Below are 13,007 nucleotides of genomic sequence, written 5' to 3'. Positions count from 1 at the left end.
AAAGTCTAACTGCATCCCTTTAAATTTCATGTGGTCTTTCTGTCCAAAAGTACAGTATCGGATCACACTTTAGTACAGCTATCGCATCGCGTCTGCATCTGTATAATTTGAAACTTAGTGATTGGGTGATAAAAAAAACCTGACTACACGTAGTACGTAGTCAGGGGGCAATATTAGCCAACACCAGGGAAAAAAATATCTATAACAAAGAAAAATGTTACAGAAGTACATTCGTTTGTGCAAGTTCGGCTTCTGTAGCATTTAATAATACATGTAAATAAATTGTTAATCGCTTCGTCTTAATCGTTGCAATAACGAACCATATTATCAATATCAATTCATTCTAGCCGAAAAAAAACGCATATTCCGCTCGATTTTCATCCTCCATTCATCAATAAGAAATTTTCAGCTAGGGCTAATATAATTTCATCTCAATCCGTATAGCTGCAACTTTTCCGGGTAACCTCACTTCACCCGCATGATTATCAGGTAATCTGGTATTCATAGTTGTAGCAATGCGCAACAACATTTTCCCGCACAATAATCTGATTTCCAGTAAACCGGTGAATTGTATCTGCGTTTGTATTTGATTCTCAGTATGAGATACGCGCGTCATTGGACACTAGCGCCAGAATAGTAAATTAAACTCAGTAATATTATATTAGAGATCGACCATCGCCAGGTTTGCCTGCAAATGATAGTTTTACTCATCAGATAACTAAACTGAACTCATACTTCACTGTCTTTACTTTCCGTCCCCCTCATTGGGAATGATTCAATCCTTTGTGATTCACATATTCGCATTCAATTAAGAAGACATTTAAATCGCTACCAGCCCTCGAACGCCCTGCTGCGCCATTTCACTGCCTATTCCCTGTTGCACAATCGATCCCCGCGACATAACCAGATAGCTATCCGCCAATTCGGCGGCAAAATCATAAAACTGTTCCACCAGTAAAATAGCCATATTGCCCTCAGATGAAAGCTGTTTAATCACCCCACCAATTTCTTTAATCACCGAAGGCTGAATACCTTCCGTCGGTTCATCCAATATTAGCAACTGCGGTTTGCAGGCCAGCGCTCGACCAATGGCGAGTTGTTGCTGCTGACCTCCGGAAAGATCGCCGCCACGCCGATATTGCATGGATTTCAGCACTGGAAACAGCCGATATATATCTTCGGGTACCTGCTTTGCCTCCCGGGCAGAAAACCGAGATAGCCCCATTAGCAGATTTTCTTCTACCGTTAAACGTGGGAAAATTTCCCTCCCCTGCGGCACATAAGCAATGCCTGCCTGAACTCGTTGGTGAGGTTTGCGCTGAGTGATATTGCGTTGTTGCCAGTTAATACTGCCAGATTTAACCGGCAGCAATCCCATCAGGCATTTCAATAGAGTGCTTTTACCCACGCCGTTGCGCCCCAGCAAGCAAGTCACTTCACCGATTTGTGCCTCAAAAGAGACGCCGCGCAAAATATGACTGCCGCCGTAATACTGATTCAGTTCGTTAACCTGCAACATATTTGCTCCTTAGCGCCCCAGATAAACATCTATAACCTGTTCATTGGCCTGAACTTCTCGCAGGGAACCTTCAGCCAGAACCTGCCCTTGATGTAGCACGGTGACATGATCGGCGATGTTTTCCACAAATCCCATGTCGTGTTCCACCACCATCAATGAGTGCTTCCCAGCCAGGGAGCGAAACAACTCTGCGGTATATTCGGTTTCTGCATCCGTCATTCCGGCGACCGGTTCATCCAATAGCAATAAATGCGGTTCTTGCACCAACAGCATGCCGATTTCCAGAAACTGCTTTTGACCATGAGATAACAAACCAGCCAGTTGCATGCGCTCCCTGGATAGCCGCAGCGTGATTAACATTTCGTCGATCCTATCCCGCTGTTCGCCACTGAGTTTTGCCTGCAAGCAGGCCCACACCGACTTATCGCTTTTCTGTGCAATTTCCAGATTTTCAAACACCGTCAGCGCCTCAAACACCGTGGGTTTCTGAAATTTGCGGCCGATACCTTTTTGCGCAATATCTATCGGTTCAAGACTCGTCAAATCGGTAGACTGATCGTAAAAAGCACGCCCGCTTTGAGGCTTGGTTTGACCGCTAATCACATCCATAAGCGTGGTTTTCCCCGCGCCGTTCGGGCCAATGACGCAGCGTAACTCCCCCACGCCAATGTTGAGGGACAAATTGGTCAAGGCCTTAAAACCATCAAAACTGACGTTAATATTTTCCAGCTGTAGAATCGGGTCCGTTTGCTCACGATAGCGATCGGCCAAATGCTGGCGGGTAAACAGCGGTTCGTCGGGTTGCATTATTTGTCTCCTTTACGGAATAACCCCATCACGCCGCGCGGTAAAAACAACGTGACGGCGATAAAGATAAAACCGAGGAATAACTGCCAATACTCAGGTACCGCCATGGTGAAATAGCTTTTGGCTCCATTGACCAACCCTGCGCCGATAACCGGGCCAATCAGCGTGCCGCGCCCGCCCAAGGCAACCCAAATCGCCGCTTCAATGGAATGAGTGGGTGACATTTCACTAGGATTAATGATGCCCACCTGTGGCACGTAAAGCGCACCAGCCAGGCCACATAGCACTGCCGAAAGCGTCCACACCAGCAGCTTGAAACCTCGGGGATCGTAACCACAAAATATCAGGCGATTCTCTGCATCACGCACCGCCGTTAATACCCGACCATACTTACTGCGAGCCAGCATAAAACCGATGCCTAAACTGCCGACCAACAGCAATACCGTGGCAATAAACAACCCAATGCGGGTGCCCGTTGCGGTGATTGGCATTCCGAGTAAGGTGGTAAACCCGGTGAACCCGTTATTCCCCCCGAAACCTGTCTCATTGCGAAAAAACAATAACATGCCCGCGTAGGTCAGCGCCTGAGTCATGATAGAGAAATAAACGCCTTTGATTTTCGAGCGAAAGGCAAAGAATCCGAAAACCAATGCCAGTAATCCCGGCACCAAAACAATCAGCGCCATCGCCCAGGCAAAATGCTGAGTTCCCCACCAAAACCACGGCAAGTGATCCCAGGAAAGAAAGGACATAAACGCCGGTAATTCCTCCCCCGCCGCCTGTCGCATCAGATACATTCCCATGGCATACCCCCCCAGAGCGAAGAAAATACCGTGGCCAAGGGACAGTAATCCCGCATAACCCCAAACCAAATCCAGCGCAATTGCCACTATGGCGTAGCAAAGAATTTTGCCCACCAGCATCAGGGTATAAGTAGAAATATTCATTGGGTGAATATTCGGTAACAGTGCGAGTAACGGCAGTGCCACCATGAGTAAAACCATCAAACTGCCCAGTAATTTGATACTCCGCGGCGCTTTACGGGCAATGGCGGACATGATTGGCTGTCTCATTAGTCGATAACCCTCCCTTTCACGGCAAACAGCCCCTGTGGACGCTTCTGAATAAACAGAATGATCAGCACCAGAATCAGTATTTTCCCGAGCACCGCGCCAATCTGCGGTTCCAGAATTTTATTGAAAAACCCGAGCCCAAATGCGGCTACCGCACTACCCGCCAGTTGCCCCACGCCACCGAGCACCACCACCAGAAACGAGTCAATGATATAGCCCTGCCCCAGCTCCGGCCCGACGTTGCCCAACTGCGAAAGCGCTACGCCGCCCAAACCCGCGATGCCTGAACCTAGCCCAAAAGCGAGCATATCTATTCGTCCGGTGGCAACGCCACAGCAGGCCGCCATCGCACGATTCTGTGTCACCGCTCGCACATTCATGCCCAATCGGGTTTTGTTCAGCAGCAGCCAGGTGAACAGTAAAACCAGCATGACAAAAACCAATACCGCCAGTCGGTTCAGCGGCAGAACCAAGTTCGGCAATACCTGAATCCCGCCGGACAGCCAAGCCGGATTGGCCACTTCGAGGTTCTGAGCGCCGAACAGCATCCGTACAGCCTGAATCAATATCAGGCTGATACCCCAGGTCGCTAACAGGGTTTCCAGTGGACGACCGTATAAATGACGAATAATGGTGCGCTCCAACACCATGCCAATACCGCCGGTAATCACAAAGGCCACGGGTAGCGCCACCAACGGATAATATGCCAGCCAGTGGGGCGCAAATTGTTGAAAGAACCCCTGAACCAGCCAGGCCGAGTAGGCTCCTAGCATGAGCATTTCGCCGTGGGCCATATTAATCACGCCCAACAAACCGTAGGTAATGGCCAGTCCCAACGCAGCCAGCAGTAGAATGGAGCCGAGCGAAAGCCCCATAAAGACCTGTCCGAGAAGATCTCCCAGCCTCAACCGATAGTGTATTTTCGTCAGGCTGTCGGCGGCAGCGGCACGCACTTTCGGATCGCTTTCCCACTGCTTATCAGCCAAAGGTTCCAGCCATGCCTGTGCAGAAGGAACGCTGGAATATCCCAGTAAAGTTACCGCATGGAGTCGTATTGCGGCATCCGGACTGGCGAGTTGCAACCGAGCCAGCGCCGCCTCCAGCGCATCGCGCACACCGCCGTCGCTTTCCAGACGCAAACGCTGTTGCAATAGCGGCAATAATTCAGAATCGGCGTGGTTTTGTAAGGCTAGCGCCGCTTTCAATCTGTCATTGGCGCTGTCACTGATCAGTTGATGAGTTGCCAGCGCGCTCCTCGCCAATACCCGTAGGCGGTTAGTCAGACGGACTTTATGGGTTTCCCCCACCGGCGTTTTGGCTTCACCAAGTGGAATCAAAGCCGTACCCGTTTCGCTAAAGGGCCGCTGATGCCGATCGACCACCAGTTTTTCCTGTACTAACGCCTTCAGCAACGGAATGCGAACCTTCTGCGGTGCCGCAGCCCAACTTTGCAGTAATTTCGCCTGCTGGGTACGGTTCGCCACCGCAAAATCCTCGCTGTCTCCCGCTTTAGCGCAACAGGGCAGTAGCCAGATGACCAAAAATAGACATCGGAACACGTGAGCAGGTGTCATGGTTATGTTCTCCCTGAAAGGATAACCCTCTCCCACAGTGGGAGGGACGAGTTTGGCGGTGACAAAATCAGTGGGCGCGGGTTTTTACCGGCGTATCTGGTTTTTTATCGTTACCGGGAATGAACGGGCTCCACGGCTGAGCTCGCACGGGTTTATCCGTCTGCCACACCACGTTGAACTGACCGTTACTTTCGATTTCACCGATCATGACCGGTTTATGCAGATGATGGTTACCGGCATCCATGGTGAGCGTAAAGCCCGACGGCGCCTTGAAGGTTTGCCCTGCCATTGCCGCACGGACTTTATCCACATCGGTGCTGCCCGCTTTGTCTACCGCCTGCGCCCACATATGGATACCTACGTATGTCGCCTCCATCGGATCGTTAGTCACTGCGGTGCTCGCATTGGGCAATTTACGCGCCTTGGCATAGGCTTTCCATTGGGACACAAAGGCTTTATTGATCGGATTGTCCACCGACTCAAAGTAGTTCCACACCGCCAAATTCCCCACCAAAGGCCTGGTATCAATTCCTCGCAGTTCCTCTTCGCCAACCGAGAAGGCCACCACCGGCACCTCCGTCGCCTTCAGCCCTTGATTAGCCAGCTCTTTATAAAAAGGCACGTTCGAGTCGCCGTTAATGGTCGAAATAACCGCGGTTTTGCCACCGGCGGAGAATTTTTTGATATCTGAAACTATGGTCTGATAGTCGCTGTAGCCAAACGGGGTATACACCTCGGCAATATCTTTGTCCTGAACGCCTTTAGCATGCAGGAAGGCGCGTAGAATTTTGTTGGTTGTGCGCGGATAAACGTAGTCGGTACCCAATAGGAAGAAACGTTTTGCCGCGCCGCCGTCTTCGCTCATCATGTATTCCACCCCGGGAATAGCCTGTTGGTTAGGCGCTGCGCCGGTATAGAATACGTTTGGCGACATTTCCTCCCCCTCGTATTGCACCGGATAGAACAGCAGTCCGTTCAGTTCTTCAAATACCGGCAGAACTGACTTTCGTGACACCGACGTCCAGGCACCAAAGACTACGGCCACTTTGTCCTGAGCCAGCAACTGGCGGGCTTTTTCCGCGAACAGCGGCCAGTTGGAGGCGGGATCCACCACGACTGGCTCCAGTTTCTTACCCAATACGCCGCCTTTGGCATTGATCTCGTCAATGGTCATTAAAGCCACGTCTTTCAGTGGCGTCTCGGAAATGGCCATGGTGCCGGACAAGGAATGCATAATTCCCACTTTGATGGTGTCGACGGCGTGAGCGCTAAAAGCCAGCCCGAGACTGATAACCGATGCGGATAACGCCAACGCTTTAATAAAGATACGATGTTGCATAGCAGTCACCCCTGAAAAGTCTGCTGAGAGCCTTAATTAACCCAATTTCTCCTGCCGCGCCTGATGCAGCATGTGGAGCGTGATTTGACGAACTTCTTTTTGACTGACGGAAATGTGACGGTGTAACAGATTTTGCGCCTCTTGCAGTTGGCGGTTTAAAATAGCGAGCAGAATCTGACCGTGCTCGGCGTAAGTCGCACTGATGCGCGAGCGCTGAGTAAAATCCAGACGTCGCACAATACGAATCTTGTCGGTAATATCCCGATGAACCCGCGCCATCTCAGGGTTTCCCGCCGCATCCAGTAGCGTCATATGGAAAGCCTCATCCTGAGACGCCACATCTTTGCCTTTCGGCATCTGTGGGTCATCGATCCAGAATTCAGTCAAGCGCTGTAACTGCGGCGGGCAAACGGCCGACGATAAGGCGCACAGCCGTTTCACCGCCTCTAGCTCCAGCACAATTCGCAGGTCGTACAGCGCCTCCAGATAATCGAAATCCACCGCTTTGATTTGCCATCCACTGCGCGGTTGAACGTCCACGTAGCCCTCTTGTTCCAACGCATACAGCGCCTGACGTACCGGCGTCCGGCTGGCATTCATTCGCACCGCCACTTCGTTTTCGCTAAAACGATCGCCGGGTAATAGCTGAAAATCGAAGATTTCCTGCTTCAGTAAGCGGTAAACCCGTTCAGCTATTCCTTCCGGCCGTGGCTGATTTCTGGCATTCGACATCATTTGGAGTCTCCGATTTTGGCAATAACACGCATCTTCAACTGGCAATATCCAGCCACAGCAGCGCATCCCCCGGCTCGACTGCCCGCCCTTGCTGGCAGTGAATTCGCATCACTGTGCCGTCGTAGGGCGAGACGACCATCAGCTCCATCTTCATAGCCTCCACGACAATCAACGGCTCTCCTTGCTTCACCCATTGCCCCGGTTCCACCAGAATTTTCCAAATATTGCCGTTCAGGTCGGCGCTAACCAAATGACCATCCGGGTCTTCGGTTATCTCTGCCTCTGCCAGCATGGCGCTTTCGACCGCTGCGCTTTCCTGTGCCTGCCAGTGAGCCACTTCCCCGTTGAATGCCTGCTGCTGACGCTGGCGGAATGCCGCAATGTCGTCGGCGTTTTCCATCAAAAATCGGCTATAAGTGGCAAAATCGAATTCAACCTCTTCAATTTGTATCTGCGCTCGCCCCTCGCGAAAAGCGCGGCGAAACGCGGTGAGTTCCTCTTCCGTTACCGGATAGAAACGCACCTGATCGAAGAATTTCAGCAGCCAGGGTTCATCACCAAATTGCTCATTTTTTAGGAATTTGTTCCAGATAGGCAGCGTACGACCAACCAATTGATAGCCACCGGGAGAATCTATGCCATAGATGCACATATACATCCCGCCGATACCGACGGCGCCTTCCGCCGTCCAGGTTCGCGCGGGGTTATATTTGGAACTGAGTAAACGATGACGAGGATCAAGAGGAACGGCGCAGGGGGCGCCGAGATACACATCTCCCAATCCCAGAATCAGATAGCTGGAGGCGAACAGGATTTGCTTCACTTTCTCACGACTGGATAACCCATTGATACGTTGAATGAAATCAACATTATTCGGCAACCACGGCGCTTCGGCCCGCACGGTTTGTTGATAACGTTCGGTGGCCGCCAGAGTGGCACTATCTTCAAACGCCATAGGCAGATGCACGATACGGGAAGGTACTTTTAGTGAAGTGACGTCTTCCAACGTTTGTTCCAAACCCAGCAACAGCGCCATTAATTGGCTTTGCGTCAAACGCTGACTGTCGTAACGCACCTGGAGCGAACGTACCCCCGGAGACAACTCTTCAATACCCGTTATTTCACTTTGGGTAATTGCCTGCATCAGCAGGTAAATCCTCAGGCGCATCGCCAAATCTAGCAAGTTATCGCCGTATTCAATCAAAATGTAGTTATCGCCCGCCTGACGATAAATCACCGCAGGACATTGATTGTGTGCCGGTAATTCCGCCAGTATCGCTGCACTTCGCGTATGTATTGGTTCAATAATGGGTGATACTTTTCCCGTTGAGACTGGTGCCGACATGGCCTGTAAATCAGCCAACGCCGCGTCCTGCGCGGACGCCAGAGACTGCGCCTGCTCAAACGTCACCCTGCGAAAACGGATTCGGTCGCCCGGTTTAACCTGCCCGACTTTCCACAGTTCGGCTTTAGCAATGGTCACCGGACACACAAACCCCCCCAGACTGGGGCCATCCTGAGTCAAAATCACCGGAAAATCACCGGTGAAATTCACTGAACCAATGGCATATTGGCAGTCATGGACATTGGACGGATGTAGCCCTGCTTCGCCACCGTCAGCTCTTGCCCATTCGGGCTTAGGCCCCACCAGCCGCACCCCTAAACGATTTGAGTTGTAATGCACCAGCCATTCGCTGGCAAAGAAGGTTTCCATCGATGCGGCGGTGAATAAATCTGGCGCACCGTGAGGCCCGTTCAGCACGCCAATCTCCCACAAGTCGCCGTACTGCGGGATCAGGGCTGGCTCCGGTATTTGCGGCAGCGCAATCGGCGCAGGGGTGGTACAGGCTGCCAGATCGGGCCGAGATATCGCCAGTATGTCCGCCACGCGCAGGGTACGGCCGGCGTGACCACCAAACTGCCCCAGAGCAAACGTCGAGCGACTACCAAGATAGACCGGTACATCCAGGCCGTAACGCACCGCGAGATAAGTACGGCAGCCGCGAGTGGCTCGCCCCAGCGTCAGGATTTGCCCTGCTTTCACGATCAGCGGCTGCCAATAGGGAACGACACGACCATCAAGCGCTGCTGGACAGTCGGCTCCGGTCAAGGCAATGGTGGCATCACAATGAAAACGCAGGGTTGGGCCTTGCAGAGTAAATTCCATTCCCGCCGATGATGGATGGTTCCCGACGATACGATTGGCCAGACGAAAAGCGAAATCATCCATCGGGCCAGAAGGCGGTACGCCGATATCCCAATAACCCAACCGCCCCGGACAGTCCTGTACGCTGCTCCAGGTACCCGGTTCCAACACTTCGATACTGTGAGCCTGGTACACCACGCTATCCAGCAGACGCGTCCACATCACGCCAGCCTTAAATTCGGCAAGACCGATAATCTGCCGCAGGTAATCGAGATTGGTCGGAATGCCATGCAAGCGTGTCGTATTTAGGGCAATTACCAGCCGCTCCAGCGCCTGATGGCGATCCTGACCGTGGACAATAATTTTGGCGATCATGGGATCGTAGAACACGCTGACTTCACTTCCGCTGCTAACCCAGCTATCAACGCGCACATTTTCGGGGAAACAGACTTCGGTCAGTACGCCTGGCGCGGGCTGGAAATTTTTCAGCGCGTCTTCGGCATACAAACGTACTTCAATGGATGCGCCGCGCGGTGGCTGAACCATGCGTTCCCAATCCAGCGCGTCGCCCGCCGCGATTTTCAGCATGCATTCAATCAAATCCAGCCCGGTGACGCTTTCTGTCACCGGATGTTCTACCTGTAACCGGGTATTCACTTCCAGAAAATAAAACGCATCGCTGGCCGCATCGTAAATAAACTCCACCGTTCCTACGCTGCGATAATTAACAGATTCCCCCAAGGCAATGGCAGAGGCATACAACGCTTCCCGCGTAGCCTGCGGTAAATTCGGTGCCGGAGTTTCCTCAACAACTTTCTGATTCCGTCGCTGGAGCGAGCAATCCCGCTCTCCCAATGCCACCACCCTGCCTTTTCCATCGCCAAAAATTTGCACTTCCAGATGACGAGCCCGGTCGATAAAACGCTCGATAAACACACCATCGTCGCTGAAAAACTGCTGCCCCATACGCTTAACGCTATCCCACGCCTCTACCAGAACCCCCTCGTTATCGCAGCGCATCAGCCCGATTCCTCCGCCCCCTGCGGTGGTTTTTAGCATCACCGGATATCCGATGTCCTCAGCCGCCCTTTGCGCTTCCCGCAGGGTTGCGAGTAATGAGGTTCCGGGCGTCATCGGCATGGCGACCGCAGCGGCCAAGGCGCGAGCACGATGTTTCAAACCAAAGCTGGCAATGTGTTCCGCAGTGGGGCCGATAAAGACAATGCCAGCGTCTTCGCAGGCCTGAGCAAACTCGGCACGTTCAGACAAAAAGCCATATCCGGGGAAAATCGCTTCAGCGCCACTTTGTCTGGCCGCCGCAAGGATTTTGTCGATATCCAGATAGCTGTCGCTGGCTTTGTCCCCACCCAACGCCACGGCAATATCCGCATCGATAACGTGCTGGGCATTAGCATCAGGATCGGAATACACCGCCACGCTGGTTATTCCCATATTTTTTAGCGTCCGAATCGCGCGAACGGCTATTTCGCCACGGTTGGCAATTAAAACCGAATTAAACATATAGCCTCCTCAGGCTCGGTGATCACGGGCCAACCAGGCTTTCCAGCCGCCCCAGGCAGTGATATCCGTGGCATCGTTCAATGCCGTAGGCTCGCAAATAAATCCCTTCGCCGTGGAACCATCTTCCAGCGTAAGGGTTCCTATCCCCAGAGGCGGCAGAATCTCCGCCACAAATTCGCCAAAATGGGCCAGCGGAATATCCCAAAGCTCCACCGCAATCCGCTGGCCATGACGGGATCGCACCAGCCCCGGCTTGGCAGGCTGAGTATTGGCTAAGGCATAAAGGCGATAATCTGCGGCGGTATGGGTTTCTGCAACAAAAGTGGCCGCACGACGGGTTAATTGTGAATTGAGCGGCTGACCGCGCAGATGCGCCCCCACTACCGCTACGCGAACATGGTGACAGCTGGCCGCTAGCGGCGTAGCCGCGGCCAGCACTTTCCCTATCGCACCAACTTTTTGCGAAAGCGCTGATTGCCAGAGAATGCCAAACTGACTCAGCGCCCGATCTTGCCAGGCTGGGGCGATCAAGGTGATTCCGGCGGGGAGACCATCGGCTCGAAAATATCCCGGCAACGCCAGCGCGCTTAAATCCGCCAGATTAGCGAAATGAGTGTAAGTGCCGAACTGCGCGTTGAAGCGCACCGGCTGTTCGGCTATTTCAGAAAGAGTGCGAATGGTGGGAGACGTCGGCACAACCAGCGCATCAAAGTGACTCAATTGTTGATTGATGCGTAACGCCAGCTCCGCACGAGTATATTCCGCCTGCCAGGCATCGCAGGCACTGTAGTTAAGGCCATTGGCGACAATAGCGCGCACCTGAGGATCCATGGTTTCCGGTTGCGCATGAAAAATCGCCCCAACGGCCAGCGTGCGCTCCGCTACCCAGGCACCTTGATAGAGCTGTTCGGCCAACGCCCGGAACGCAGAGAAATCAATCGCAACGAGCTCGGCCCCCATTTCGGTTAAACGTGTCAACGAACGGTCAAATGCGACTGCCGCCTGAAAGTCGCCAAAAAACTCCAGTCTATCTGGCACGGCAAAACGCGGAATCGGGTTGAAACAAGCGGATGCAGTTTGCGGATGTCTGCGCGAATAGGCGTCCAGCGGATCGTAACCTCCCGCCAGTTCGGCAATGCAATAGGCATCTTCGACGCTTAAAGCAAAAATAGACACACAGTCATTCAGCCGACAGGCCGGGACGACACCACGCGTAGACAGCCAGCCTTTGGTCGGCTTCAACCCGACGATATTGTTGAAACCAGCCGGAATACGCCCAGAGCCAGCAGTATCGGTACCTAACGAAAAACAGACCAAACCGCGAGCTACCACCGAGGCAGAGCCTGAACTGGAACCACCGCTCACATAGTCCGCGTTAAAAGCGTTAGCAACCGTACCAAAGGGGGAACGGGTTCCCACCAATCCTGTCGCGAACTGATCGAGGTTCGTTTTTCCAATCGCTATCGCACCTGCGGCTTTCAGGCGGGTAACTACGGTGGCGTCCTCCTCGGGGAAATAAGTAAAAGCGGGACAAGCAGCGCTGGTGGGCATACCTGCAACGTCGATATTATCTTTTATCGCAAAGGGAACGCCAAATAAGGGGAAATCACTGGCCTTTTTTCCACCGGAATTGATTTCCTTTAACAGCCGATTGACCTGCGAACCAATTTCCTGCTCATTAGCCAAGTAAATCCATGCATTATCATCGCTATGCCATTCTTTACTCATGTGCTGAAGCGCCGCGTTCAGCCGTTCAGGCTGTTTATGATAAAAACTGACCCATTCCGCTACAGTTAATATAGGCATTGATTGGTATCCCATCTGGTATACAAGATGAAATAGTTTTAGCAATTACAATGCCAATTATAATTTGGCTTAAAAATCAGTAATTTAAATACAAAAAAAAGATTAACCCTGTACCTCGTCGCACTTTATTTGTGCACAAAACCCATTTAATAAGCTGTTTTTCCTTTAATCAGTGCAATCAGGTTAAAAATGACTAAGCCTGCCATCAAAGCAGGATTAAAAACACAGAGGAGAATAGATTAAAAACAGAAAAACCGGCATGGAGGGAGAAAATTAAGATAATCGATCATGGGAAAGCCATTCCTATTTTCAATGATGAAAATAGCAGCGGAGATCGCTCACTTTCACAGCCAGTTGACGGATTATGATCGGAGCGATAGTTTTAATATCGCGTGATAAACCTGCTCGCCCGTTTTTACTTTCAGCTGAGAAGCAATATCCGCATTGGCTTTTATCACCATAAACTAGAGCACTTTATTGGTACAAC

Annotated in this window: 8 protein-coding genes; all 8 read right to left on the bottom strand. The window is 52.0% G+C overall.

Features of this window, described 5'->3' with window-relative positions:
• Positions 1–820 precede the first annotated feature (820 nt).
• Positions 821–1,519 carry an urea ABC transporter ATP-binding subunit UrtE gene (gene urtE / locus PL78_RS03860; protein ID WP_064513257.1) on the bottom strand — a complete coding sequence of 233 codons (699 nt, stop codon included), beginning with the start codon at positions 1,517–1,519 and terminating at the stop codon, positions 821–823.
• 9 nt (positions 1,520–1,528) lie between these two features.
• A complete protein-coding gene (urtD, locus tag PL78_RS03855) occupies positions 1,529–2,326 on the bottom strand; it encodes an urea ABC transporter ATP-binding protein UrtD (RefSeq protein WP_064513256.1) in 798 nt (265 codons plus the stop codon).
• Positions 2,326–3,399 (bottom strand): urea ABC transporter permease subunit UrtC, encoded by a 1,074-nt coding sequence (gene urtC, locus PL78_RS03850; RefSeq protein WP_064513253.1) that lies wholly within the window; start codon positions 3,397–3,399, stop codon positions 2,326–2,328. The genes urtD and urtC overlap by 1 nt, the downstream gene beginning before the upstream one ends.
• On the bottom strand, positions 3,399–4,973 hold the full coding sequence (gene urtB, locus PL78_RS03845) for an urea ABC transporter permease subunit UrtB (RefSeq protein ID WP_064513251.1): 1,575 nt from the start codon (positions 4,971–4,973) through the stop codon (positions 3,399–3,401). Before urtB ends, urtC begins: the two co-directional genes overlap by 1 nt.
• Positions 4,974–5,040: 67 nt before the next feature.
• Entirely contained in the window at positions 5,041–6,312 is a 1,272-nt protein-coding gene (gene urtA, locus PL78_RS03840; protein WP_064513249.1) for an urea ABC transporter substrate-binding protein, read from the bottom strand.
• Positions 6,313–6,348: 36 nt separating this feature from the next.
• Entirely contained in the window at positions 6,349–7,047 is a 699-nt protein-coding gene (locus tag PL78_RS03835; RefSeq protein ID WP_064513247.1) for a GntR family transcriptional regulator, read from the bottom strand.
• Positions 7,048–7,081: 34 nt separating this feature from the next.
• Positions 7,082–10,714: an urea carboxylase gene (uca, locus tag PL78_RS03830; RefSeq protein ID WP_064513245.1), complete on the bottom strand. Its 3,633-nt coding sequence runs from the start codon at positions 10,712–10,714 to the stop codon at positions 7,082–7,084.
• Between the two features lie 9 nt (positions 10,715–10,723).
• A complete protein-coding gene (gene atzF / locus PL78_RS03825; protein ID WP_145933949.1) occupies positions 10,724–12,520 on the bottom strand; it encodes an allophanate hydrolase in 1,797 nt (598 codons plus the stop codon).
• Between the last annotated feature and the right edge of the window lie 487 nt (positions 12,521–13,007).

The sequence above is a fragment of the Yersinia entomophaga genome, assembly GCF_001656035.1.
Taxonomy (GTDB): domain Bacteria; phylum Pseudomonadota; class Gammaproteobacteria; order Enterobacterales; family Enterobacteriaceae; genus Yersinia; species Yersinia entomophaga.
This window is presented reverse-complemented; position numbering and strand designations above follow the sequence as displayed.

Coding starts and splice junctions, on each gene's coding strand:
- PL78_RS03835 (WP_064513247.1), bottom strand. CDS start 7,047: ATGATGTCGAATGCCAGAAATCAGCCACGGCCGGAAGGAATAGCTGAA.
- atzF (WP_145933949.1), bottom strand. CDS start 12,520: ATGCCTATATTAACTGTAGCGGAATGGGTCAGTTTTTATCATAAACAG.
- urtA (WP_064513249.1), bottom strand. CDS start 6,312: ATGCAACATCGTATCTTTATTAAAGCGTTGGCGTTATCCGCATCGGTT.
- urtB (WP_064513251.1), bottom strand. CDS start 4,973: ATGACACCTGCTCACGTGTTCCGATGTCTATTTTTGGTCATCTGGCTA.
- urtD (WP_064513256.1), bottom strand. CDS start 2,326: ATGCAACCCGACGAACCGCTGTTTACCCGCCAGCATTTGGCCGATCGC.
- uca (WP_064513245.1), bottom strand. CDS start 10,714: ATGTTTAATTCGGTTTTAATTGCCAACCGTGGCGAAATAGCCGTTCGC.
- urtC (WP_064513253.1), bottom strand. CDS start 3,399: ATGAGACAGCCAATCATGTCCGCCATTGCCCGTAAAGCGCCGCGGAGT.
- urtE (WP_064513257.1), bottom strand. CDS start 1,519: ATGTTGCAGGTTAACGAACTGAATCAGTATTACGGCGGCAGTCATATT.